The organism is Polynucleobacter sp. KF022 (assembly GCF_027924105.1).
GTDB lineage: Bacteria > Pseudomonadota > Gammaproteobacteria > Burkholderiales > Burkholderiaceae > Polynucleobacter.
Genome location: NZ_AP026972.1, coordinates 545,583 through 571,013 on the forward strand (window position 1 = coordinate 545,583; position 25,431 = coordinate 571,013).

Genomic DNA, 25,431 nt, shown 5'->3' on the forward strand with positions numbered 1-25,431 from the left:
ATGGGAAGTAATTCAGTAGACAAACCTTTAAACAAGTTATTTAGCTCTCACAATGACTCATGTCTTCGGGCGAGTGGTGCCGCCTTCCAGATCGCAATTATTGGGTGTGGTGCAGCAGCTGTAGCAACACTCTTTGGATTGAGTGAATATCTATCTTCAGAGATTAATCAAGATCTCAAAATAACTATTTTTGAAAAAAACACTGCTTTCGGGCCTGGTTTTGCCTACCAATGCGATAGCGATGAGCTATTAATGAATATGACCAGCTCAACCACATCAATTTTTTCACATCATGCGAGAGATTTTTGGGAGTGGACTCTCAAAGGTGGCTATAGAACCAGCAGCGATCATATTATGTCCCGATTGGGGGTTGCTCCATACGGATATATTTCGCGTCAATTTTTTGGCATGTATCTTAAAAGTCGACTAGATGATGCAATCTTTGCTCTTGAAAAGTTGGGTGTTGATATTGAATTAATTAACCTAGAGGTGGTCGACGTTGAAATGTTGGATATCGATAAATTCAATGTCATTACCCTTGGAGGGGGATCAAAAGTATTCAATGGCGTAATTTTATGCATTGGCAATACTTCGCCCCAAGATATTTTTAATATGAGCGGGAAGAGTCAATATGTCAATAATCCATATCCAATAAATAACTATTCAAGACTCATCAAAAAGTTTGATAGTGTTGGCATTATTGGGTCTCAACTTACTGCGGCTGACATCGCAGTCGTGCTGGCCAATCTAAACCATCGAGGCCCAATTAATTTCCTTACAAGAGACTTAAATTTTCCATTGATAAGGTATCAAGAACAACAATATCAGTTGAAATATTTGACATTAGATAACCTTACGCTTTTAAAAAGCAAAAATAAACATGGCGTATCTTTGCGACAGGTATTGAGATTGGCAAGAAAAGAATTTTTATTGACAGGAGTAGCCTGGAATAAATTTTTTGGGTCCTCAAAAGTTGATTATGGCAGTTGGCTGCAGTCTTTACTAAAAGGGGAGTCTGACTTCTCATCTTGGCAGGGTTTGGCAATCAAGACCGACGAGGTTATTGGTGCCTACTGGGATGCGCTCTCCAATTCAGGAAAAGAGTTATTTATGAGTCGATTCCATCGATTATGGGCAGCCAAAAGAGTCCCCTTGCCGGCCCATACTGCACTCAAGCTACATTCACTGTTTCAGGCGGGGATTCTTAAGCATTACCCGAATCTAAGGGCGATTAATGCTTCCGGTAGAAATAGGTTCACTGCGCTTGTCGCAAAATCTAGGGGGTCGATATCAGGCACTTCAGTCCATTGTGATTGGCTAATCAATGCTACGGGACCATCCAGGGATATTGGTGGCAATACAGAGCCAGCTTTAATAAAAAACTTGCTGAAATCTGGACTGATTATAAAAAATCCACATGGTGGGATTATGTTGGATTATGAGACCTCTATTGTCAAAAGCTTAACTCATCGGACTTCTAATCATTTTTATGCAATAGGGCAACTTACTTCCGGAACTTACTATTTTATTAGTTCATTAGACATGGTCTCCCTTAGAGCAAAAAATGTCGCTAGACATTTAGTCAAAGCGATTCGCCATCAGCGCGCCGGACAAGACATAAGCCGCTTTACCCAATTCGAGACATCCCATGCCTCATAAAGAAAGATTTTTAATACCGATTCTTATGGCATTAGTAATTTTGCCAATGATTGCTACAGATATCTACCTTCCGGCAATGTCTGATATGGGTTTGCAGCTAGGTGCAATAAGTTCTGATGTTACTAATACCCTGACTTCTTATATGCTTGGCTATTCTCTAAGCTTATTGCTTGCCGGTATTTTGGCTGATATTTATGGGCGTCGAATTATTTGTATCGCTGGATTATCAGTTTTTTGTGTTGCAAGTGCCGGGTGTTATTTTGGATCCACAATTGAGCAATTAATCGCTTTTCGTTTTTTTCAGGCGCTTGGGGGAGGTTGTGGCACCCTGCTTGCAAGGGTTATTGTCAGGGATCTTTATGATCAGCAATCCCAGGTGAGAGTATTAAGTTATTTGGCTGCGGGAATGGTTGTTTCTCCCATTTTGGGGCCAAGTCTAGGAGCTTACATCACGAGTTATTTTGACTGGCGTGTAATATTTCTTGTATTGGCAATCTTTTCATTCCTAGCACTTATATTTTTGTATATTTATATGAGGGAGAGTTTTGTCAATCACGAAGATAGGGAGTCTTTCTGGGTCAGAGCTGTCATCTCCCAATACTCTTATTTGCTAGGACATCGCGAATTTATGTTTTATACCCTGGTGATTAGCCTTGCCTGGATGGTTTATTTCGCCTTTTTATCCTCTTCTCCAGTATTGATTCGGGATTTTTATCAAACTACTGCTATTGAGTATGGCTACATTTTTTCAGCAACTATTAGCGGCTTCATCTTTGGGACAATTTTTATTCGTTGGAAAATAGGAGTCGTAAATTTAAGACATTTAGTTTTTTTAGCTGGAGCAATTATTTTTATGGCTACTTTAATTGTCTATATATTGACTTCACTTGAAATTAAATCTCTTCAAGTACGGTTACTGTTTGTTTTTATCGCATTATTCGGAATTGGCATTATTTTTCCTGCTGCCCAAGCAGGGGTTACTAGGCCCTTTAAAAATAATATAGGCCTCATTTCGGGTCTTTTCTATTCTATTGAGATGTTCTTTGGGGCTATTTGTGGTTATGTGCTTTCTATCATCGGGGATGTGACCTGGATATCCACATCATTAATTATGTTAATTGCAGCCACTGGGATTATTCTGTTTTGTATATTTGATGGATGGCATGAGATTAGTAAGCAACTTATTAGATTGAACCCCCTAGTTAAATGAGTAATACGTTGATGGTTGATGAAAAATTACGCATAAAAACTATTTTGAATTCTGCCAATCCATTTTCAAGAGCAAATTTGGATGGTCATGTTACTGCCAGCGGTTTAGTGGTACAGGATGGCAAGGTTTTATTAATTTTTCATCCGTACATCAAGCGCTGGTTCCAGCCTGGTGGCCATATTGATGAAGGTGACTCTCCGATTGCAACTGCAATTAGAGAGGTTTATGAAGAAACTGGCTACGTCTGCGAACTAGATTCTGATAGTCAAGATCCGATTGATATTGATATTCACGAGATCCCTGAAAATCCTAAAAAGGGCGAGGGCGCTCATTTACATATTGATCTACTTTATTGCTTGCGAGTCGTGCAACAAGAACAATCAGCGGAAGATATTGAATGTAAGTGGTTTACTTTCGGTGATATCGAAAGCATCCGAATCCAGCGCGCCTTAGCTAAATTGGATTAAGCCCCTAGAGCCTCTAGCAACTCTGTCTCAAGCTGAATCTGTAACTTGGGATTCTTACCCAAGTTAGCAGCATCAAGAAGCAAAACGTCTTCCACTCGCTCGCCAAGAGTATTAATGCGTGCTGTGTGGATTGATACCTGATGCTTCGCTAATACTCGAGATATGGTGTAGAGCAAACCAGTACGGTCGCTTGCTGACAGTGCGAGTGTGTAATATCTGCCTCGCTCATCTGGAACCATATGCACGCGGGGCTGTATTGGGAAGGTGCGTGACTGTCTTGATAGACGACCCATACTTGGGGTTGGTAATGGCTCGCTATTGGTAAGTGCAGCAGTAAGTTCAAACTCTACTAGCTGAATAATGTCGCGATAACTACCGCCTTCATCTACTAAGTTACTACCGGAGATTTGGAAGCTATCCAAGGCGTAGCCATGACGCGTCGTATGAATACGTGCATCCCATATGGAGAAGCCGTGCCTCTCAAAATAGGCGCAGATTCTGGCAAATAGATCTTCTTGGTCTTTTACGTAGACAGCTACTTGCAGGCCTTCGCCTATTGGAGACAGTCTGGCTCTGACAATTGGCTGCTCACTATTAACTTTATTAAATAGGTGGCGTGTAAGCCAGGCAATGTCGGAAGAGTCTTGCCTTAGGAAGAAGGCAACGTCCAATTGTTTCCATAGGTCTTCATAAGCATCATCGTTAATGCCATAGAGACGCAACTTTGCTTTCGATTCTTCTTGGTGCTGAGCCAATTCTGAGGAGGCATCCGGTTTAGCTCCACCTAATACTCTTAGCGTTGCGCGATACAGGTCTTCAAGGAGTTTGCCTTTCCAGGCATTCCAGACTTTCGGGCTGGTGCCGCGGACATCGGCGACCGTCAGTAGATAAAGTGCGGTTAGGTGACGCTCATCCCCCATCTTCTTGGCAAAGGCTTTGACTACATCAGGATCCGTAATATCTTGCTTTTGTGCAACTTGACTCATGTAGAGATGCTCTGCCACCAACCAAACTAAAAGCTCAGTATCTTTCTTATCTAAGCCATGTTCTTTGGCAAACTTGCGTGTATCTGCTTTTCCTAGTTGCGAATGATCGCCCCCACGCCCCTTGGCAATATCATGGAAGAGGGCTGCAATGACGAGCAACCAGGGTTTCTCAAAGTGAGCAATGAGACTGCTGCAGAAAGGGAACTCATGGGTGTGTTCAACCACCATGAAGCGGCGCACATTGCGAAGCACCATTAGGATGTGTTGATCGACTGTGTATATATGGAACAGGTCATGCTGCATCTGCCCAACAATCTTTCTGAAGGCTGGAAGGTAGCGTCCCAGTACGCTGCTGCGATTCATCAGGTGAAAAGCGCGGCTTACACCTTCAGGTTGCTTCAAGATCTCCATAAAAAGCGCGCGATTAATTGGGTCTTTGCGCCATTTGCTATCCATCTTAGTTCTGGCGTTGTAGAGGGCCCTGAAGATGGTTGCCGATAAGCTCTTTACATTAGATGTTTGGGCAAATACCAAGAATGTTCTCAGAATTTGCTCTGGATGTTTTTGAAAGAGCTGCGGGTCGGTAATATCCAATACCCCTTGACGCTCAATAAAGTATTCATTACCTTCGCCTGGAATGGGATGAGTGGTTTTAGATTCTTGTGGGAAGAGTATGGCCTCAATGTTCTGCAATAGAACATCGTTCAATTGGGTTGCTGCTTTAGCTGCCCAATAGTAGCGGCGCATGATGGCTTCACTAGCAACCCTTGAGGATTCTTCTTTGATGCCCATAGACGCTGCTAAGGGCGCCTGTAAATCAAAAGCCAGAACATCTTGCCTACGTTTTGCTAGGAGGTGGAGGTTGGCGCGTAAGGTTTCTAAAAATCGTTGATTGCGGTTGAGTTCAGTGAGTTCGCGTTGTGTCACTAACCCAGCCTCGTGGAGGTCCTTAAAGGTATTACCCAATAGCGCGGCTTTACTTACCCAGGAGATCACTTGTAAATCACGCAAGCCGCCGGGACTCTCTTTGCAATTTGGCTCTAGAGAGTAAGGGGTGTTCTGATATTTGTAGTGACGCTGAATTTGTTCTGCTTGCTTGGCTTGGAAAAATGCCTTGGGATCCATGGCCGCTTCAAATGCTTTAGCAAAGTCTTTGAATAAAGACTTATTACCGCAAAGAAAGCGTGCCTCCAGAAGGGAGGTACGCACAGTAACATCTTGTTCGGATTCAGAAATACATTCCGCAACATTTCGTACTGAGGAGCCTATTTCCAAACCCATATCCCAGCAACTGGCAATAAATTGCTCAACTTGCTTTGATAAAGCGAGGGCTTGTTTTTCTTCTGCCGGCAGCAGAATAAGAATATCAATATCGGAGTGGGGGAATAAAGAATTTCTCCCGTAACCTCCAACGGCAATTAGGGCGGCTTCATTTTTTAAGCCGCTATTACTCCAGAGATGGGCGAGTATTTGATCGCTCATCTTGGTAAGTTGTTTGGTTAATTTACCTACTGCTTGTGTTTTTCTAAACTCGTCGTAAGCAACTTCGCGAGCGGCGCGCAGGCTAGCTGCATCAGTGATATTGCTGGCTGCCTGGAGCTTACTCATGAATTTATGCGCCTGCTAGAGCAGGTCTAAAAGACAAGCCTTTAACGCAATCAGGTGGTGGGTTGCTACCTTCCGACCATGTCAATACTTCAACCCCAGTCTGAGTTACCAGCAAGGTATGCTCCCATTGCGCTGACAGGCTGCGATCTTTTGTTTTGACAGTCCACTGGTCAGGCATAGTGCGAATATCTCTTTTGCCAGCATTAATCATCGGCTCAATTGTGAAAGTCATGCCAGCCTCTAACTTTTCACCAGTGCCAGGTTTGCCGTAGTGAAGAATTTGTGGGTCTTGATGAAATACCTTGCCAATACCGTGGCCGCAGTATTCACGAACGACTGAGTAGCCAGCTTTCTCGGCATGCGTCTGAATCACGTGACCAATGTCACCTAGTGATGCACCTGGTTTAACTTGAGCAATACCAAGCCACATGCATTCAAAAGTAATTTGTGTGAGACGCTTTGCCATGACAGAAACTTCACCCACCATGAACATCCGGCTGGTATCGCCGTAATAACCATCAGGGGTAATAACGGTGATATCTAGATTTACTACGTCACCAGCCTTCAAAACTTTATCGCCAGGAATGCCATGGCAGATCACATCATTTACAGACGTACAAATTGAAGCTGGAAAAGGAGGATAGCCGGGTGGTTGATAGTTCAGCGGGGCGGGAATGGTCTTTTGGACGTCGCGCATGTAATCGTGGCAAATACGATCCAGCTCTCCAGTGGTCACCCCAGCCTTGACGTGAGGGGCCACATGATCGAGAACTTCGCTGGCTAAGCGGCCAGCTTCGCGCATCCCTTGGATGTCCTTTTCTGCGGTAAATACACTATTCATGCCTTGATTATCAACGACTTGGAGGGTTTTGGTTTGCTCAAATTGCCTAATTTTTAGGCAAATATCCCATTTTTAGGGGATCTGGAGGCTATTTTGAGGGCAAGCCTCATATTCTGCCTGGGGGTAAAGGTAGCTAGAGCATTGATATTTAAGCTATAATTTCGTTCTCGGGTCTATTTTGGACTTGAAATCGCGAGTTGAGCCTTCCAGGGTGGCGCTTTTTAGCGCAGCTAGGACTCAACTTTAGAACCAACCCTTAGGAGAAGTTATGTCAGTAACTATGCGTCAAATGCTGGAAGCCGGTTGCCATTTTGGTCACCAAACTCGCTTCTGGTCCCCAAAGATGGCCCCATTTATTTTCGGTCATCGCAACAAAATCCACATCATCAACTTGGAAAAAACATTGCCAATGTTTCAGGACGCCCTGAAATTTGCAAAACAAGTTGCTGCTAACCGTGGCACGATTTTATTTGTTGGTACTAAGCGTCAATCACGCGAGATCATTGCTGAAGAAGCTGCTCGTGCTGGTATGCCTTACATCGACAGCCGTTGGTTGGGCGGTACGCTCACTAACTTCAAAACTGTTAAAGGTTCCCTCAAGCGTTTGAAAGACATGGAAGTTGCTAAAGAAGCTGGCGACTGGGAAAAGCTTTCTAAGAAAGAAGCTTTGACTAACGACCGTGATCTCGACAAATTGCAAAAAGCTCTTGGCGGTATCAAAGATTTGAACGGCGTTCCTGATGCGATTTTCGTTGTGGACGTTGGCTATCACAAGATTGCTATTACCGAAGCTAACAAGCTTGGTATTCCAGTAATCGCTGTTGTGGATACCAACCACTCACCAGAAGGTGTTGATTACATCATCCCTGGTAACGATGACTCAAGCAAAGCAGTAACCCTCTATGCACGCGGCATTGCTGACGCAATCCTCGAAGGTAAAGCTAACTCTGTTCAAGAAATCTTGACAGCAGTTAAAGAAGGTGAAGAAGAGTTTGTTGAAGAAGGGAATGCTGAATAATGGCCGCTATTACCGCTGCGATGGTTGGCGAATTACGCGCCAAAACTGATGCTCCGATGATGGAGTGCAAAAAAGCTTTGACTGAGGCTGATGGTGATATGGCTCGTGCAGAAGAAATTCTGCGTGTAAAGCTTGGTAGCAAAGCTGGCAAAGCAGCTTCTCGCGTAACTGCCGAAGGTATCGTTGCTGCTTCTATCAATGGCACTACTGGTGCATTGTTAGAAGTGAACTGCGAAACAGATTTCGTTTCTAAGAACGATGACTTCTTGGCATTCACAGATGCGTGCGTGAAGTTGGTTGCTGAAAAGAACCCAGCTGACGTTGCTGCTTTGTTGGCATTGCCAATGAATGGTCAAACTGTTGATGAAGTTCGTAGCGCATTGATCGGTAAGATCGGCGAGAACATCATGCCACGTCGCTTCAAGCGTTTTGCTGGTAGCAACAAGTTGGTTTCTTATCTCCACGGTACACGAATTGGTGTAGTGGTTGAGTTCGAAGGTGATGACACTGCTGCTAAAGACGTTGCGATGCATATTGCTGCAATGAAACCAGTAGCTTTGTCTATGGCTGACGTTCCAGCCGAAGCAATTGCTGTTGAGCGTAGCGTTGCTGTTCAAAAAGCTGCTGAATCTGGCAAACCACCAGAAATTGTTGAAAAGATGGTTGAAGGTTCTATTCAGAAGTACCTCAAAGAGGTTTCTTTGTTGAACCAGACTTTCGTTAAAAACGACAAGCAAACTGTTGAGCAAATGCTCAAGGCTGCAAATACAACAATCAAGGGTTTCACCATGTTTGTTGTAGGCGAGGGCATTGAGAAGCGTCAAGACGACTTTGCAGCTGAAGTTGCTGCACAGGTAGCTGCCGCCTCTAAAGCAACTGCTTAATTAGCTAGTTTGGGGCTTGCCCCAGCCAGTCGGCATTACCCAAATGGGCACAGAAACCTTAGTTTCTGTGCCCTTTTCTTTGGTCCCTCCCAAGCCCTTTATAATTTGGCTGAGATATTAAAAAGCGCTTAAAGATCAATAAGCTAAGTAAGTTAATTGCTTAGCAAATTACGGAAAATAAAAAACATGCCAGCCTACAAACGAGTCCTCCTAAAACTATCTGGTGAAGCCCTTATGGGTGACGATGCTTTCGGCATCAATCCAGTCACCATTGATTCCATGGTCAAAGAAATCGCCGAGGTAGTAAATAGCGGGGTAGAGCTGGCGATTGTGATCGGTGGTGGAAATATTTTCCGTGGTGTTGCAGGCGGTGCTGCCGGCATGGATCGAGCCACTGCTGATTACATGGGTATGTTGGCGACCATGATGAATTCTTTAGCATTACAAGATGCTCTGCGTCAAAAAGGTGTTGAGGCGCGCGTGCAATCTGCTCTGCGTATGGATCAAGTTGTTGAGCCTTATATTCGCCCACGCGCAATTCGCGCAATGGGTGAGGGTAAAGTCGTGATCTTTGCTGCTGGTACTGGCAATCCATTCTTTACTACCGACACAGCTGCTGCTCTGCGCGGTGCGGAGATGGGTGTTGAGGTGATGCTTAAGGCAACAAAGGTAGACGGTATCTACAGCGCAGATCCAGTGAAAGACCCAACCGCTACCTTATATAAAACCATTACGTTTGATGAAGCGTTAATCAAGAATCTACAAGTCATGGATGCAACTGCATTTGCGTTGTGCCGTGATCGCAAATTACCAATCAAAGTATTTTCAATTCTCAAGCCAGGCGCATTAATGCGTGTAGTGCAGGGTGAACCTGAAGGTACTTTGGTGCACGTTTAATAGGAGGCCTGATGTCTGCAGCAGAAATTAAAACCAATACCAATCAAAAGATGGAAAAGTCTCTTGAGGCTTTGAAAACCAATTTAGCTAAGATTCGCTCTGGCCGTGCTAACCCAGGAATTCTGGAGCACATTCATGTGGATTACTACGGTAACCCAACACCATTAAGTCAGGTTGCCAGCTTGGGCTTGGCTGATGCCCGTACTATCAATGTACAACCCTTTGAAAAAACAATGGTTGCTGCAATTGAAAAAGCAATTCGTGATTCTGATCTGGGCTTAAATCCAGCATCCCAGGGCACTGTGATTCGCGTACCAATGCCTGCTTTGACGGAAGAGCGTCGTCGTGAACTCACCAAGGTTGTGAAGAGCGAAGGCGAAGATACGAAGATTGCTGTGCGTAACTTACGTCGTGATGCCAATGAGCACCTCAAGCGCTTAACAAAAGATAAAGAAATTTCTGAGGATGATGAGCGTCGTGCTACTGACGATATTCAAAAGATGACTGATAAAGCTGTGGTCGATATCGACAAGATCATCGCTGAAAAGGAAAAAGAGATCATGACGGTTTAAGTGCCGGATTGAACCTTCGTTTCTAATGACTCAACATTCCAGCTCAACCCTAGCCATTCCAGAGGTCAGTGCCGTACCTCGCCATGTAGCAATCATCATGGATGGTAATGGGCGCTGGGCTAGTAAGCGCATGATGCCGCGTGTTGCAGGGCACTCAGAAGGCTTGGGTGCTGTTCGTAAAATTGTTCAAGAATGTCGCAAACTTGGCGTTGAGTATTTGACGGTCTTTGCATTTAGCTCTGAGAACTGGCGCCGCCCTCCTGAAGAAGTAGGCTTCTTAATGAAGCTGTTTTTGAAATCTTTGAAGGGCGAAGTATCTCGTCTTGCTGAAAATGATATTGCCTTGCGATTAATTGGCGACTTGAGTCGTTTTGATTCCGCTATTCAAGAGATGGTTGAGTTTTCTGAGAAAAAGACTGCTGGCTGTAAAAGTCTCACGTTTACGATTGCTGCAAACTACGGCGGTCGCTGGGATATTTTGCAGGCCATGCGTCAATGTATTGCGGCTAATCCCAATTTAAAACCAGAGCAGGTGACTGAAGAGTTGCTTCAACCACATCTCTCGATGGCTTATGCGCCGGAGCCAGATTTATTTATTCGCACTGGCGGCGAACAACGTGTCAGTAATTTCTTGTTGTGGCAACTAGCCTATACCGAGTTGTATTTCACGGATATCTTGTGGCCTGATTTTGATGAGAAAGAATTACATAAAGCGTTTGACTGGTTTAGTCAGCGCGAGCGCCGCTTTGGCCGCACAAGTGCTCAGCTTGCATCGCAAGCAATGAGCGATGCAGTTTGATGTAGTCCATTGCTAAGCTCATTCCCATGCTAAAAACCAGAGTTATTACCGCCCTTATTCTGATGGCGGTACTGTTGCCAACTTTATTTTTACTTCCTCCAATTTATATTGGCGGCCTTTTCTTATTGGTTTTATTGGCTGCTGCTTGGGAGTGGAGTCGTTTGCTAGCCCCAGAGGCTAGTCGTTCTGCCTGGATATATGCCGTATTTTGCCTTGTCATTATTTTGTTTTTGCTGGGCATGCAAAACGCCTCCTGGCAGTTTGCTTTATTACTACTAGCAGTTCTATTCTGGTTCTTTGTTGCGCCATTTATGCTGGCCAAAGGCATGAATCTTTCTTTGCAAAAGCTGCGACCTTTTTATGTAGTGCTCGGTTTAATTTTGTTACCAGCGACTTGGTTTGCATTGGTGTTCTTGCGCGAACTCGGCCTTGTATTTTTGTTAAGCATGATGGCTTTGGTGTGGGTTGCTGATATTGGTGCCTACTTTGTGGGTAAGGCTTTTGGTAAGCGCAGGCTTGCTGTGCAAATTAGTCCAGGTAAGTCTGTTGAAGGTGCTATTGGCGGTTTATTACTTTGCTATGTTTACGCGTTTGCATGTGTGTATTTCTTTTCCTTTGAGTCTACTCTGTTTGGTGCATGGGCAATTCGCTTTGGTTGGATACCCATGTTCTTGATGGTGACGGTGTTAACAGCCTTTAGTATTTTTGGCGACCTATTTGAGTCTCAACTTAAGCGTTTAGCTGGAGTAAAAGATTCCAGTCACTTGTTGCCAGGGCATGGCGGTGTATTAGATCGAGTAGATGCGTTGATTCCAACTATGCCAATTGCTGCACTTTTAGCAGGATTTGTTTGATGTCGATCAAGCACGTTGCGATTCTAGGCTCAACTGGATCTATCGGTGTTAATACGCTAGATGTGATTCGCGCGCATCCAGATCGCTTCAAAGTGACTGCACTTACCGCCGCCAAGCAGGTCGATTTGCTAGCGCAACAGTGCTCTGAATTTAAGCCCGCTATTGCTGTTGTGGCTGATGCTGATGGTGCGGCACGCTTAAGCAAGCTTCTACTTGAGAAAAATATTCACACTCAAGTTTTGTATGGACCACAAGCTTTAGTGAATGCTGTTACTGATTCCAATTGCGATACTGTCATGGCTGCAATTGTGGGCGCTGCTGGCTTGGTTCCTGCATTGGCTGCAGCAAAAGCGGGAAAGAGAGTGCTACTCGCAAATAAAGAAGCCTTGGTAATGTCTGGCGATTTATTTATGCAGGCAATGAAGGAGGGCGGTGGTGAGCTTCTGCCGATTGATAGCGAGCACAATGCCATCTTTCAATGCTTACCTGAGCAATTTTCTAAAGAACCAAATCCACGTCACGGGGTTGAAGAGCTTTGGTTAACCGCCTCTGGAGGACCATTTAGAAATACACCTCTTGAGCAGCTGGCAAACATCACCCCTGAACAAGCTTGTGCCCACCCTAACTGGGTAATGGGTAGAAAAATTTCTGTTGATTCTGCAACGATGATGAATAAAGGTCTCGAAGTTATTGAGGCATTTTGGCTATTTGGTTTGCCTTTGGAGCAAATCAAGGTATTGATTCATCCGCAAAGTGTTGTGCATTCGATGGTTCGTTATCGTGATGGCTCCGTGTTGGCGCAATTAGGTCAACCAGATATGCGCACCCCTATTGCCTATGGATTGGCGTGGCCAGAGCGGATTGATGCAGGCGTGGCACCACTGAGTTTGACGCAGTTGTCAGCCCTAAATTTTGCCGAACCAGATTTGAAGCGCTTCCCCTGTCTCTCACTGGCATTTGCTGCTGCCAAAGTGGGTGGCACAGGACCGGCGGTACTCAATGCTGCAAATGAAATTGCAGTGGCAGCTTTCTTGGATGAGGGCTTGCCGTATTTGCAGATCCCGGTTGTAGTGGAGGAAGTATTAAGCGCTATTCCGACAGTGAATGCCGATTCTCTTGAGTTAATCTTGGGTGCTGATGCGAGTGCGCGTCAAGCGGCGCAAGCGGTAGTGAAGAACATTCTTTGTAAGCAATGATTACTCTCGCGGCTTTTTTATTGACCCTGGGGGTATTGGTTAGCTTTCATGAGTTTGGTCATTTTTTAGCAGCTCGCTGTTGTGGTGTTCGAGTGCTTCGCTTTGCGATTGGTTTTGGCAAGCCCCTCTATACATACCATGCGAAAAATAAAACAGAATGGGTGTTGGCTTCAATTCCACTGGGTGGGTATGTGAAATTACTTGACGGAAGAGATCGCCAGCAAAGTATTTCACCTGAAGAAGAACATCAAGCATTTGACAAGAAGCCGCTTTGGCAGCGATCTTTAATTGTGGCGGCCGGCCCTATTGCTAATTTCTTGCTGGCAGTTGTCTTCTTTGGCCTTATCTACCTGACAGGTGCCCCTCAGTTACCTGCTGTTTTGCAAAATCCTCCCGAAAACTCCGTAGCTGCAAATTTGGGGGTTGCAGAAGGGGATCGAGTGATCGGTTGGCAGGATTTAGGATCTCAGGCTGATACTGTGCCCCTTTTTGGTGATTTTGAGCCTGTTGCCAGCTGGAACGCTCTACGCTGGAGTCTGATGGATGCCATTACTGGGGAGGATGGTTTTGCGCTAGAACTTCAAAGTCCAGCTGGAGGTCGATACATCAAGGCTTTTTATGCCAAAGATTTACCTAAAATTAGCCCGGATAAGGATCCTATGATGTCCTTGGGCTTGCTACCCGTAGCCACCCCTTTAGAAAAGTGGCAAGAGTTGAAATTAGGGCCAATTGATGCTGTCGTATTTGCCTCGCAAAGGGTGTGGGTGATCACCAAGGTCTCTACAAGGCTAATGATCGGTTTATTTACAGGAAATACCTCCTTAAAGCAGTTGGGTGGACCACTCAGTATCGCGGATATGGCAGGCAAGACTGTTCAGGTGGGGTGGCAGCCATTTTTAGCTTTTTTGGCGCTTATGAGCATTAGTATTGGTTTGCTAAATTTGCTCCCTTTTCCAATGCTTGATGGGGGTCAGCTACTGTATGATGCATGGGAGTTGGTTGCCGGTAAGCGGATTTCGACATCAATGCAGGAACAGCTCCAAAAACTGGGCTTTATTTTGCTGATTTCTATGTCATTACTGGCATTGTTTAACGATTTACAACGCTATATTTCGCCTTGAATTCTCTGACATCATCTTTCCGTATTTTTGCCCGTTTCATCACCCATATCTTGGTATTTTTTGCACTAGGGTTGAGCTTGAATGTTTCGGCAGCTGAATCTTTTGTAGTGAAAGATATTCGTGTTGAGGGTCTTCAGCGTGTAGAGCCGGGTACGGTATTTAGTTATTTACCTGTTCAAGTTGGCGACACTTTTACAGAAGAGAAGGGTGCTGAGGCGATTAAGGCGCTTTATAGCACTGGCTTTTTTAGGGATGTGCAGATCCAAGCTCAAGGTAATGTTCTTATTGTGATTGTTGAGGAGCGCCCCACGATTTCTCGTATTGAATTTACGGGCATGAAAGAGTTTGATCCTGAGAACGTACGTAAATCACTGAAAACAGTTGGCGTGGCTGAAGCCCGCTTTTACGACAAAGCCTTGATTGATAAAGCTGAGCAAGAACTTAAGCGTCAGTATGTTGGCAAAGGCATGTACGCAGCCGAGGTAGTAGCTACAGTAACGCCGATTGAGCGCAACCAAGTTGCAGTGTATTTCAACGTGGATGAAGGCCCCGTTGCCAAAATTCAAGAAATTAACATCATTGGACATGAAGTATTTAGCGAAAGCACTTTAAAAAGTGAGATGCAGCTAAAAACAGGTGGTTGGTTATCCTGGTACAGCAAAGATAACCTTTATTCCAAGCAAAAGCTTACTGCTGACTTGGAGACGATTCGCTCTTACTACTTAAATCGTGGTTACCTAGAATTTGTAATTGAGTCAACTCAGGTCTCCATTACGCCAGATAAAAAGGGTATCTATCTCACAATCAGTATTCGTGAGGGTAAAAAATTCACCGTTAAAGATGTACGTTTAGCAGGAGATACCTTGGGTAAGGATGCTGAGTTAATGCAGCTGATCTCCTTGAAGCCCGGAGATACTTATTCCTCTGCGCGCCTAACGGAGAGCACCAAAGCGGTTGCTGAGATTTTGGGCTCCTATGGCTATGCCTTTGCAACTATTAATCCACAGCCTGATATTCGTCGCGAGGTTGCTGAGGTTGACCTCACTCTAGTTATCGATCCGGGTCGTCGCATCTATGTGCGTCAAGTGGCTATTTCAGGCAATGCAAAAACTCGCGATGTGGTCATTCGTCGCGAAATGCGTCAGTTTGAAAGCTCATGGTTTGATAGTGACAAGATCGAGTTATCCAAAAAACGTTTAGGACGCTTAGGGTACTTCACCGAAACAGATATCACCACCGAGGATGTGCCTGGCTCTCCCGACCAAGTTGATGTGAACGTGAAGGTGACTGAAAAGCCGACTGGTGCGATTACTCTGGGCGCGGGTTTTTCCTCAACTGAAAAATTGATCTTATCTGCTGGTATTAATCAAGATAACGCGTTCGGTACGGGCACATCCGTTGGATTGAATTTCTCTCTGGGCAAGATTAATCAAAGCTTGGCCTTATCTAACTACGATCCTTACTTTACTGAGGATGGAATTAGTCGATATACGGACTTGTTCTATCGATCATCTAAGCCGCTCTATTACGTAGGCGATCCGGATTATCAAATTAAGTCGGTTGGATCGAATATTAAATTTGGCGTTCCTTATACCGAGGTGGATAGGGTCTTTTTTGGCACTGGAATTGAAGCGTATCAAATTCAGACAACCATTAATACTCCACAGCCATACCTAAGCTATGCCCAGAGCTACGGTATAGCAGCGCCTGGCTACCCTGCTACGCTAACTACTTATAACGTGCCAATCACAGTTGGTTGGGCGCGTGATGGACGAGATAGCGCGCTCATCCCGTCAACGGGCTCGCTGGAGCAATTGTCAGCCGAAGCTGGTACGCCGATTGGCAATATGACTTTCTATCGAATTTTTGGCCAATATCAGAAATATCACTCTTTCTCGAAGGGCAATATCCTGTCCTTTAATGGTGAGGTGGGTTACGGGGAGCAGTACGGCAATAATCCATTCCCAATTACTAAGAACTACTTCGTTGGCGGTATCGGATCGGTCCGTGGTTACTCACCTGGCTCATTGGGCCCACAGTATTACAACACGGCAATTGGGGCCTATCAGCCTACCGGTGGCCAATCCAAGATTGTTAGTAATGTGGAGTACACCTTCCCGGTCCCGGGTTCAGGGGTAGATAAGACATTGCGCCTATTTACCTTCGTCGACGGTGGTAATGCCTTCGGGGAGAATATCAATTTAGTTCTGAGATACTCATATGGAATGGGTTTATCATGGATATCACCGCTCGGGCCTTTGAAGTTCAGCTACGGTATTCCGTATAAGTCACAACCAACGGATAATATCCAGCGTTTACAGTTCCAAGTGGGCACTGCGTTTTAATTGTTTAAGGAAAGTTTTATGAAGTTTTATCAATCTTCCAAATGGATTCAAGTTGGCATTGTTGCTGCAGTAGCGGCTCTTTCGTTTACTCAGGCATTTGCTCAAGACGCAGGCACAAGAATTGGTGCGGTTAACGTCGAGAAGGTTTTTAATGAATCTAATCTTGCTAAACAAAGCCAGGCTAGATTGGAAAAAGATTTTGCAAAGCGACAAGCAGATATCAGAGACGGAGCCGAAAAAATTAGAGCTGCAGCAGAAAAGCTGGATCGTGATTCTGCTGTGATGAGCGAGGCGGATCGCATTCGTCGTCAACGCGAGTTGTCTGACCAAGATCGTGAGTTACAACGCAAGCAACGTGAATTTACAGAAGATCTCAATCAGAGAAACTTTGAGGAGCGCGCCAAGATTGCTGAGAAAGCAAATATTGCACTCAAGCAAGTTGCCGAACAGAAGAAGCTAGACATCATTGTCCAAGATCCTCCGTACGCTAATTCTAAAATTGATGTTACTGATGACATCATCAAGGTTTTAAATAGTCTTAAGTAAGTTTATGCCTACTGCCATCGAGCTGGCCGAACAGTTTCAAGCAAGCTTGGTGGGGGAGGCCTCCCACAAATTTACCGGCCTCGCTCCATTGGAGCGAGCTCAGCCGGACCAAATCTCCTTCTTATCAAATCCGCTTTACCGGCAGCAGGCTAGTGAGAGTGCTGCAGGTGCCTTGATTGTTAATCAATCAGATCTGGAATTTTTGCAGGCTAATCCCAGTGTTAATTCGGCAAAGCGCGTTTATTTTGTTTCTAAAAATCCTTACGCTACTTTTGCAAGAATGGCTCAACACTTTGCAAAAGCTAGTAGCCCGAAATATGCGCCTGGAATTCATCCGAGTGCAGTAGTCGATGCTACCGCGATCGTTCCATCCTCATGTCATATTGGCCCATTTGTACAAATTGGTGCCGGTGTAAAGCTTGGTGAGCGTGTTTCTATTTTGGGGAATACCAGCATTGCTAAAGATAGTGTGATTGCAAGCGATACCTTGATCTATCCATCTGTTTCGATTTATCACAATAGTCAAATTGGCGAGCGCTGCATTATTCATAGTGGTGCAGTCATTGGGGCTGATGGCTTTGGTTTTGCCCCTGATTTTTCTGCTACTGGTGGAGAGTGGGTCAAGATTCCACAAACAGGACGAGTAGTTATTGGTAATGATGTGGAGATTGGAGCATCAACGACAATTGATCGTGGTGCAATGAGCGATACCGTTATTGGCGCTGGCACTAAGATTGATAATCAAGTTCAAATAGCTCATAACGTGATTGTTGGTAGCTGCTGTGTAATCGCTGGATGTGCGGCAATCTCCGGCAGTACCAAGATTGGTAACTTCTGCATCATTGGGGGTGCCGCAAACTTTGCTGGCCATTTAACGATTGCGGATAGAACCACTGTTTCAGGCAACACCTCGATCATTCGCTCTATCGTAGAGCCAGGACAGCATTTCACAGGTGTTTATCCGTCTATGTTGCACGGTGCTTGGGAGAAAAATGCCGCTATTTTGCGTGGTCTCGATAAAATACGTCAACGCTTGCGTTTGCTGGATAAAAACAAAACCACAGACTCATAAGATTCTGTGAATCTAAGATTAATATTTACTTTTTAGCGGGTTATATATGAGCACACCAATTGCAATCGATATCAATAAGATTCTGAAATTGCTACCCCATCGCTACCCATTTTTATTGGTAGACCGCGTACTAGAAATCTCCCCGCGTGAAAGTATTACTGCATTAAAAAATGTCACTATGAATGAACCTTTTTTCCAAGGTCATTTCCCAGACTTTCCAGTAATGCCAGGAGTTTTGATTATTGAAGCTTTGGCTCAAACAGCCGCTTTGTTAACGTTCTCTGAAGAGCGTGCTGAGGACGCAATCTACTACTTTGCAGGTATTGACGGTGCGCGCTTCAAGAAACCGGTATTGCCTGGCGATCAATTGATTATGACTGCCACATTAGAGCGGGGTCGTGCTGGCATTTATAAGTTTGCTGTTAAGGCAACTGTAGATGGCGAGATTGCTGCAGAAGCAAATATCACTTGTGCGGTACGTACGAAAGGCGCGTAATGACTCGGATTCATGCATCTGCTGTAGTTGACAGCAAGGCTGAGCTGGCCGGTGATGTTGAGGTTGGCCCTTATTCTGTCATTGGACCTAACGTCAAAATTGGTGCCGGCACCAAGGTTGGCTCTCATACTGTGATTGAGGGTTACACAACCATTGGAAAAGAGAATAATTTTGCACACTTTGCTGCAATCGGTGGGCCACCACAAGATATGAAGTACCGTGGCGAACCCACTCAACTCATTATTGGTGACCGCAATACCGTTCGTGAGTTCACTACGATTCATACTGGCACCTCGCAAGATGAGGGCATTACGCGCATTGGCAATGACAACTGGATCATGGCGTATGTGCACATCGCTCATGACTGTCAAGTTGGTGATCACACCATCTTCTCAAGTAATGCCCAAATTGCTGGTCATGTACAAGTACACGACTGGGCCATTATGGGTGGCATGTCCGGCGTGCATCAGTTTGTCCGAATTGGACAGCATGCGATGTTAGGTGGCGCTTCCGCTTTAGTCCAAGATATTCCTCCATTTGTGATTGCTGCTGGAGATAAAGCTTCTCCTCATGGAATTAATGTTGAGGGCTTAAAGCGTCGTGGTTTCTCGAGCGAAACGATTGCGGCCTTGCGCCAAGCGTACAAGATTCTCTATAAGGATGGCTTGAGCTTTGAAGATGCCAAAGTAGAAATTCAGAAGATGGTTGTTGCTTCTGCAGCTGACGCAGCTACTGCGGAAAAGCTTGCTCAATTCCATGACTTTATTGCCGCTTCTACCCGCGGCATTATTCGGTAACGGATTTACTTTGCCAAAGTTAGCTTGTGTAGCTGGCGAACCTTCTGGTGATCTGTTAGCTGCGCCAGCACTTAGTGCGCTAAATCAAATACCGGATATGTCCGGCCTTGAGATGTACGGCATTGGTGGCCCTCGTATGCAAGCTGAAGGCATGCGTTCCGATTGGCCTATGGAAACTTTGAGTGTGCGTGGTTATGTTGAGGCTATCAAACAACTGCCGGCAATTCTGAAGTTGCGTAAGGAGCTCATTCAAAATCTTCTCCATGAAGGTCGACCAGATGTTTATTTGGGAATTGACGCGCCTGACTTTAATTTAGGCGTTGAGTTTGAGTTGCGTAAAGCGGGTATTCCGACTTTGCATTTAGTATCTCCGTCGATTTGGGCTTGGAGAGCGGGACGTATCAAGAAGATCTCTCAGGCGGTAGAGCGCATGCTCTGCATTTTCCCTTTCGAGACTGAAATCTATGACAAGGCAGGTGTGGCTTCGACTTATGTAGGTCATCCATTGGCTAGCGAAATTCCGCTTGAGCCAAATACCCAAAAAGCAAGAGAAAAGATCAGTCAATTCCTGAGCCGCCAGGCAACATCACTCGATGGCCTTGTGATTGCTGTGCTTCCTGGTAGCCGGGGGTCCGAGATCGAGCTTATTGCTCCTGTCTTTTTTGAAACCATGCAGCTGTTGTCTAAGAGATTAAAGGGTCAGAAACTACACTTTTTGATTCCGGTGGCAACGCCACGATTACGTGAACCGCTTGAACAGCTTTTGCTTGCAGCGAAGAACATCAATCCAGATATCCAGATAGATTTGCTCGATGGCATGGCTGACGAAGTTTTGGAAGCATCCGACGTAGTGTTGATCGCCAGCGGCACAGCCACATTGCAAGCAGCTTTATGGAAAAAGCCCATGGTCATTTCATATAAGGTGCCTTGGTTGACTGCGCAAATCATGAAGCGTCAAGGATATTTACCTTATGTGGGTTTGCCAAATATTCTCTGCGAAGAATTTGTTGTGCCTGAACTATTGCAGAACGATGCAACGCCTGAAAAATTAGCGAGTGCTGTGCAAGATTGGTTAGAGCACCCAGTTAAAGTGGCTGAGCTCAAGGAGCGCTTTGTTCACATGCATGAAACTTTGCGTCGCCCCACGGGCTTATTGGTTGCGCAAGCTGTAGCGCAAACGATTGCTAACGCTCGTAATAAACAAAAAAGTATATGAGTCTAATTTGGGTCTGCGGTGTAGATGAAGCTGGGCGTGGACCATTGGTAGGTGCTGTAGTGGCTGGTGCTGTAGTGCTCGATCCCAATAATCCGATTGAAGGATTAAAAGACTCCAAGAAATTAACCGCCGCTCGTCGCGAATATCTCTATGAGCAAATTATGGAAAAGGCAAAGGCCTGGGGTGTTGGCGAAGCCAGCCCGCTAGAGATTGATCAGATCAATATTTTGCAAGCTACTATGTTAGCAATGCGCAGGGCGATTGAAGACCTCACCACCCGCTTAGGGGCCTGGCCTGATAAAGCATTAATCGATGGAAATCGTTGCCCAGAATTGCCAATTGCTGCAGAAGCTATTGTGAAGGGTGATGCTAAGGAGCCAGCTATATCCGCTGCATCTATTGTGGCAAAAGTGACGCGTGATCGTCAGATGATGTCTTTGCATGAACGCCATCCAGAATATGGCTTTGCGCAGCATATGGGGTATCCAACAGAAGCCCATTTTGCCGCTCTCAAGCAATATGGGGCTTGCGATCAACATAGACGAAGCTTTTCGCCAGTGCGCAAAGTTCTTGAATCTATTGCAAACTAAGTTATGAATTTTGATCAGATCACCTCCAAAGAGAATCCTTTATTTAAAGAGATTCGCCTGTTACAAGCTACCGGCTCTAAAGGGCAGAAGGCCAGACTAGCAAGCGGGCAGGCTTTGTTGCAAGGCATACACCTGGTCCAGACCTGGGTGGGTGATCCCGCCTTAAAAATTCTCCTAACCTCAGAAATCGGTTTGAAGAATGTGGAGATCTCGCAAGCCGTTTATGAGCATTTAGAGATTTGTCCAGACACTAAAGTATTTCAGTTAGATAGTGCTCTCTGGGATCTTCTATCGGATTTAGTCAATGCACCACATATTGCCGGTCTGCTTGATTTGCCAAAATCTACTCTTGCAATACCGCAATCTATTGCAACGCTAGATGGTGATGTAGTGATATTGGATCGAGTGCAAGATGCTGGGAATGTGGGTTCAATATTGCGCACTGCAGCTGCAGCTGGGTTTACACAAGTCATCGCTTTATCAGGTTGCGCTCATTTATGGTCTACCAAGGTATTGCGTGCCGGTATGGGCGCTCATAAATTGCTAGATTTATATGAAGGCTGGTCTAACCAGCAAGTATTGAGTGCTGTAACCGCGCAATTATTGGCAACAACAGCAGATGCTGAACATGACCTGTACTCCCTAAAAAAAGATCTACTGCATCCGGTGGCTTGGGTGATGGGTAGCGAAGGCCAGGGCGTTTCAGAAGATCTGCTGGCTCAGGCTAAAGGTGTGTCCATACCAATTGATCCAAGGGTAGAGTCACTCAATGTCTCAACGGCAGCAGCGGTATGCTTATTTGAGACGTTGCGGGTTAGACGAAGTTAGTCTTACTTAAAAGCAATCAACCCAAGATTGTTTTATCAGACTTAATTGCTTGCAATACGGTGGTAGCAATCTCTTCGATAGATTTGCTGGTGGTGAGCACCCATGGAATGGATTGTTTTTTCATCATCGCCGTTGCTTCATTGATTTCATAGCGACAGTTTTCTAGCTTGGCGTAATTACTGCCCGGTCTGCGTTCATTACGAATCTCGGATAAGCGCTCTGCATCAATCATGAGTCCAAAGATCTTCTGGCGATAAGGTACTAAGTCCTTAGGAAGTTGCCCTCGCTCAAAGTCTTCTGGAATAAGAGGGTAGTTTGCCGCCTTGAGACCGTATTGCATTGCCAAGTACAAACTTGTAGGAGTTTTACCAACTCGAGAGATGCCAATGAGGATGACATCGGCTTCAGCCAAGTTTTGATTGGATTGGCCATCGTCATGGGCTAATGAGTAGTTAATCGCTTCTATACGGTTCTTATAGGCTTCGGTATCCGCATTGTGGTGAAGTCGGTTCATGGCATGGGTCGATTTCATGCCGAGGGCTTCCTCGAGAGGTGCTACGAAAGTCTGGAACATATCGAGAATGAGGCCATTTGCCTTGCCGACAATGGCATTCAGCTCAGAATTCACCAAAGTAGTGAAAACAATGGGTTGGACCCCATATTTACTGGCCGCTTGATTGATACTGCTAACGGCGTCATGCGCCTTATCAACGCTATCTACGAATGGCACCCGAATGTGCTTAAAAGTGGCCTCAAATTGGGCCAAAATCGACTGGCTGAAGTTCTCGGCAGTAATGCCGGTACCGTCAGAAACAATAAAAACAATGCGGGTTTCGATAGACATAGATTTGGCTTAAAAGTCGGGGTCAGCACTACAATAGAATCATATTAAAGCATGCCCCGTTTAGGGTGGCCGCTATACCAGTTTCCTTATCTTTAGAGAGTATTTTATGTCCAACCAACAGCAACAAAATAGCAGTATGGCTGATGCCTATGTTTTGCCATTTGAGCAACTTCGCATGACGGATGTTGAATCCGTTGGCGGTAAGAATGCTTCACTGGGTGAGATGATTTCTCAGTTAGCCTCTACTGGGGTTCGTGTTCCAACAGGTTTTGCTACCACTGCATTGGCATTTCGTGATTTTCTAAAACACAATAACCTGACTGAACGTATTCAACAGCGTTTAGAAGGTTTGAATATTGATGATGTGCGTGCATTGGCACAAGCTGGTGCAGAAATCCGTAACTGGATCGAAACAGCACCATTTCAGCCTAAACTTGATGAAGAAATTCGCAAAGCATTTGCGGTATTGGATGATTCCGGCAAAGGTTCATTTGCAGTGCGTTCGTCAGCAACCGCTGAAGATTTGCCGGATGCTTCTTTTGCAGGTCAACAAGAGACTTTCTTGAACGTTGAAGGTATTGATGACGTTCTCAAGAAGATTCGTGAAGTATTTGCCTCACTTTATAACGATCGTGCGATCTCCTATCGTGTACACAAGGGCTTTGCCCACGCTGAAGTAGCCTTATCCGCAGGTATTCAGCGCATGGTGCGCTCTGATCTAGGTGCTGCAGGTGTGATGTTCACATTGGATACTGAGTCCGGATTTGAAGATGTTGTTTTTATTACTTCAAGCTATGGCTTGGGCGAGACTGTGGTGCAGGGCGCAGTAAATCCTGATGAGTTCTACGTATTCAAAACCACTTTAGCCAAAGACAAGAAAGCAATCATTCGTCGCTCTTTAGGCTCTAAATTGATTCAGATGCAATTTGCACCTAAGGGTTCAGCAGAAAAAGTACAGACAGTAGATGTCGCTCCAGAAAAGCGTAACCGCTTCTCATTAGAGGATGCTGATATTACTGAGTTGGCAAAATACGCCATGATCATTGAGAAGCACTATGGCCGTCCAATGGACATCGAGTGGGGTAAAGATGGTCAAGATGGCCGCATCTACATTCTCCAGGCTCGCCCTGAGACAGTGAAGAGTCAGGCTGCTGGCCAAGTCGAGATGCGCTATAAGTTAAAAGGTAGCTCAAAGGTATTAGCCAAGGGTCGTGCAATCGGTCAAAAGATTGGTGCTGGTCCTGTCCGCATCATTCGTGACCCAAGCGAGATGGATCGTGTTCAGCCTGGTGACGTATTAGTTGCAGACATGACTGATCCAAACTGGGAACCAGTAATGAAGCGTGCTTCAGCGATTGTGACTAACCGTGGTGGTCGTACCTGTCACGCTGCGATTATTGCTCGTGAATTGGGCGTACCTGCGGTAGTTGGTTGTGGCGATGCGACTGAGCATTTACAAGACGGCATGATGGTGACTGTTTCTTGTGCTGAAGGTGATGAAGGCCACATCTACGATGGTCTGATTGAAACTGAAGTTACTGAAGTGTCACGTGGCGTATTGCCGGAAATTCCAGTGAAGATCACCATGAACATTGGTAATCCTCAATTGGCATTTGATTTCTGCCAAATTCCGAATGCTGGTGTTGGTCTTGCGCGTCTAGAGTTCATTATCAATAACTACATTGGTGTTCATCCACGCGCAGTATTGGAGTACCCAAATATTGATCCAGATCTCAAGCGTGCGGTTGAGAGTGTGGCCCGCGGTTACGCTAGCCCACGTCAGTTCTACGAAGATAAGCTGGTTGAGGGTGTGGCAACCATTGCTGCTGCTTTCTATCCAAAGCCAGTAATCGTTCGTTTGTCAGACTTCAAATCTAACGAGTACAAGAAGTTGATTGGAGGATCGCGTTACGAGCCGGATGAAGAAAATCCAATGTTAGGCTTCCGCGGTGCATCACGTTATGTATCAGAAGATTTTGGCGAGGCTTTTGCTCTCGAGTGCGCGGCAATGAAGCGTGTTCGTGAAGATATGGGTCTAGATAACGTTGAGATCATGGTTCCGTTTGTGCGCACTATTAATCAGGCTAAGCGCGTGATCGATATGATGGAGAAGTTCGGCCTCAAGCGTGGTGTTAATGGTTTGCGCCTCATCATGATGTGCGAGATTCCTTCCAATGCAATTTTGGCGGATCAGTTCCTTGAGTATTTTGATGGCTTCTCTATCGGCTCAAATGATATGACTCAATTAACTCTGGGTCTAGATCGTGACTCTGGTATGGAGTTGCTCGCAATCGACTTTGATGAGCGTGATCCAGCGGTGGAGTTCATGATTGCCCGCTCCATTGATGCTTGCCGTAAACAAAACAAGTATGTTGGCATTTGCGGTCAGGGTCCTTCAGATCACCCAGACTTTGCCCGTTGGTTGGTTGAGAAGGGCATTACTTCCATCTCATTAAATCCAGATAGCGTAGTGGCTACTTGGGAGATGTTGGGTAAGAGCTTAAAAGCCTAATTGGCGAAGTCGTAAAAAGCAAAAGGCCTAGATTTTTCTAGGCCTTTTTGTTTGGTGAAGTGGAAGAGCTCTT

General features: G+C 45.3%; 23 protein-coding genes. 20 read left to right on the forward strand and 3 right to left on the reverse strand.

All coding sequences use genetic code 11. From position 1 onward, the window contains the following. From PKF022_RS02875 to PKF022_RS02885, 3 genes are read left to right on the forward strand one after another with little or no spacing between them, the layout of a single operon-like run. Positions 1-1,659, forward strand: a complete 1,659-nt coding sequence (locus PKF022_RS02875; RefSeq protein ID WP_281777152.1) for an FAD/NAD(P)-binding protein — start codon at positions 1-3, stop codon at positions 1,657-1,659. After that, positions 1,649-2,869, forward strand: coding sequence for a multidrug effflux MFS transporter (locus PKF022_RS02880; protein WP_281777153.1), 1,221 nt, complete (start codon positions 1,649-1,651; stop codon positions 2,867-2,869). The genes PKF022_RS02875 and PKF022_RS02880 overlap by 11 nt, the downstream gene beginning before the upstream one ends. Next, the gene (locus PKF022_RS02885) at positions 2,866-3,336 is read left to right on the forward strand and encodes an NUDIX domain-containing protein (RefSeq protein ID WP_281777154.1); all 471 of its coding nucleotides are present in this window, start codon (positions 2,866-2,868) and stop codon (positions 3,334-3,336) included. Before PKF022_RS02880 ends, PKF022_RS02885 begins: the two co-directional genes overlap by 4 nt. Here the strand turns inward: PKF022_RS02885 and PKF022_RS02890 are convergent. After that, positions 3,333-5,930 (reverse strand): [protein-PII] uridylyltransferase, encoded by a 2,598-nt coding sequence (locus PKF022_RS02890; protein WP_281777155.1) that lies wholly within the window; start codon positions 5,928-5,930, stop codon positions 3,333-3,335. The two genes, PKF022_RS02885 and PKF022_RS02890, sit on opposite strands and share 4 nt — an antisense overlap. A gap of 4 nt (positions 5,931-5,934) precedes the next feature. Further along, complete coding sequence (gene map, locus PKF022_RS02895) at positions 5,935-6,822, reverse strand: type I methionyl aminopeptidase (protein ID WP_348773181.1); 888 nt, start codon at positions 6,820-6,822, stop codon at positions 5,935-5,937. Positions 6,823-7,039: 217 nt separating this feature from the next. On the opposite strand from map, the gene rpsB reads away from it, so the two are divergent. The 16 genes from rpsB (at position 7,040) to PKF022_RS02975 (ending at position 22,002) form a co-directional block, all read left to right on the forward strand. Next, positions 7,040-7,789: a 30S ribosomal protein S2 gene (gene rpsB / locus PKF022_RS02900; RefSeq protein ID WP_068322489.1), complete on the forward strand. Its 750-nt coding sequence runs from the start codon at positions 7,040-7,042 to the stop codon at positions 7,787-7,789. Further along, positions 7,789-8,673, forward strand: a complete 885-nt coding sequence (gene tsf / locus PKF022_RS02905) for a translation elongation factor Ts (RefSeq protein ID WP_216214177.1) — start codon at positions 7,789-7,791, stop codon at positions 8,671-8,673. The genes rpsB and tsf overlap by 1 nt, the downstream gene beginning before the upstream one ends. A 186-nt stretch (positions 8,674-8,859) precedes the next feature. After that, complete coding sequence (gene pyrH / locus PKF022_RS02910; RefSeq protein WP_216231484.1) at positions 8,860-9,570, forward strand: UMP kinase; 711 nt, start codon at positions 8,860-8,862, stop codon at positions 9,568-9,570. Between the two features lie 11 nt (positions 9,571-9,581). After that, a complete protein-coding gene (gene frr, locus PKF022_RS02915; RefSeq protein WP_216231485.1) occupies positions 9,582-10,142 on the forward strand; it encodes a ribosome recycling factor in 561 nt (186 codons plus the stop codon). Positions 10,143-10,167: 25 nt separating this feature from the next. Beyond that, on the forward strand, positions 10,168-10,941 hold the full coding sequence (gene uppS / locus PKF022_RS02920; protein ID WP_216231486.1) for a polyprenyl diphosphate synthase: 774 nt from the start codon (positions 10,168-10,170) through the stop codon (positions 10,939-10,941). 26 nt (positions 10,942-10,967) lie between these two features. Then, positions 10,968-11,795, forward strand: coding sequence for a phosphatidate cytidylyltransferase (locus PKF022_RS02925; RefSeq protein WP_281777157.1), 828 nt, complete (start codon positions 10,968-10,970; stop codon positions 11,793-11,795). A 5-nt stretch (positions 11,796-11,800) separates the two neighbouring features. After that, positions 11,801-12,991: a 1-deoxy-D-xylulose-5-phosphate reductoisomerase gene (ispC, locus tag PKF022_RS02930; protein WP_281777459.1), complete on the forward strand. Its 1,191-nt coding sequence runs from the start codon at positions 11,801-11,803 to the stop codon at positions 12,989-12,991. Then, entirely contained in the window at positions 12,988-14,112 is a 1,125-nt protein-coding gene (locus tag PKF022_RS02935; protein WP_281777158.1) for a site-2 protease family protein, read from the forward strand. The genes ispC and PKF022_RS02935 overlap by 4 nt, the downstream gene beginning before the upstream one ends. Before the next feature lie 50 nt (positions 14,113-14,162). Then, a complete protein-coding gene (bamA, locus tag PKF022_RS02940) occupies positions 14,163-16,457 on the forward strand; it encodes an outer membrane protein assembly factor BamA (RefSeq protein WP_281777460.1) in 2,295 nt (764 codons plus the stop codon). A gap of 18 nt (positions 16,458-16,475) precedes the next feature. Beyond that, positions 16,476-17,003, forward strand: coding sequence for an OmpH family outer membrane protein (locus PKF022_RS02945; RefSeq protein ID WP_216231490.1), 528 nt, complete (start codon positions 16,476-16,478; stop codon positions 17,001-17,003). A 4-nt stretch (positions 17,004-17,007) separates the two neighbouring features. Continuing rightward, positions 17,008-18,075 (forward strand): UDP-3-O-(3-hydroxymyristoyl)glucosamine N-acyltransferase, encoded by a 1,068-nt coding sequence (gene lpxD / locus PKF022_RS02950; protein WP_281777159.1) that lies wholly within the window; start codon positions 17,008-17,010, stop codon positions 18,073-18,075. 46 nt (positions 18,076-18,121) lie between these two features. Then, the gene (gene fabZ, locus PKF022_RS02955) at positions 18,122-18,571 is read left to right on the forward strand and encodes a 3-hydroxyacyl-ACP dehydratase FabZ (protein WP_068322521.1); all 450 of its coding nucleotides are present in this window, start codon (positions 18,122-18,124) and stop codon (positions 18,569-18,571) included. Further along, positions 18,571-19,368 (forward strand): acyl-ACP--UDP-N-acetylglucosamine O-acyltransferase, encoded by a 798-nt coding sequence (gene lpxA, locus PKF022_RS02960; protein ID WP_281777160.1) that lies wholly within the window; start codon positions 18,571-18,573, stop codon positions 19,366-19,368. Before fabZ ends, lpxA begins: the two co-directional genes overlap by 1 nt. Continuing rightward, on the forward strand, positions 19,328-20,584 hold the full coding sequence (gene lpxB, locus PKF022_RS02965; protein WP_281777161.1) for a lipid-A-disaccharide synthase: 1,257 nt from the start codon (positions 19,328-19,330) through the stop codon (positions 20,582-20,584). The genes lpxA and lpxB overlap by 41 nt, the downstream gene beginning before the upstream one ends. Further along, on the forward strand, positions 20,581-21,174 hold the full coding sequence (gene rnhB, locus PKF022_RS02970; RefSeq protein ID WP_281777162.1) for a ribonuclease HII: 594 nt from the start codon (positions 20,581-20,583) through the stop codon (positions 21,172-21,174). The genes lpxB and rnhB overlap by 4 nt, the downstream gene beginning before the upstream one ends. Positions 21,175-21,177: 3 nt before the next feature. After that, complete coding sequence (locus tag PKF022_RS02975) at positions 21,178-22,002, forward strand: RNA methyltransferase (RefSeq protein WP_281777163.1); 825 nt, start codon at positions 21,178-21,180, stop codon at positions 22,000-22,002. 16 nt (positions 22,003-22,018) lie between these two features. On the opposite strand, the gene PKF022_RS02980 is transcribed toward PKF022_RS02975, so the two are convergent. Then, the gene (locus PKF022_RS02980; RefSeq protein ID WP_216231496.1) at positions 22,019-22,846 is read right to left on the reverse strand and encodes a pyruvate, water dikinase regulatory protein; all 828 of its coding nucleotides are present in this window, start codon (positions 22,844-22,846) and stop codon (positions 22,019-22,021) included. 106 nt (positions 22,847-22,952) lie between these two features. On the opposite strand from PKF022_RS02980, the gene ppsA reads away from it, so the two are divergent. Then, on the forward strand, positions 22,953-25,358 hold the full coding sequence (ppsA, locus tag PKF022_RS02985; RefSeq protein WP_281777164.1) for a phosphoenolpyruvate synthase: 2,406 nt from the start codon (positions 22,953-22,955) through the stop codon (positions 25,356-25,358). The last annotated feature ends 73 nt before the right edge of the window (positions 25,359-25,431 follow it).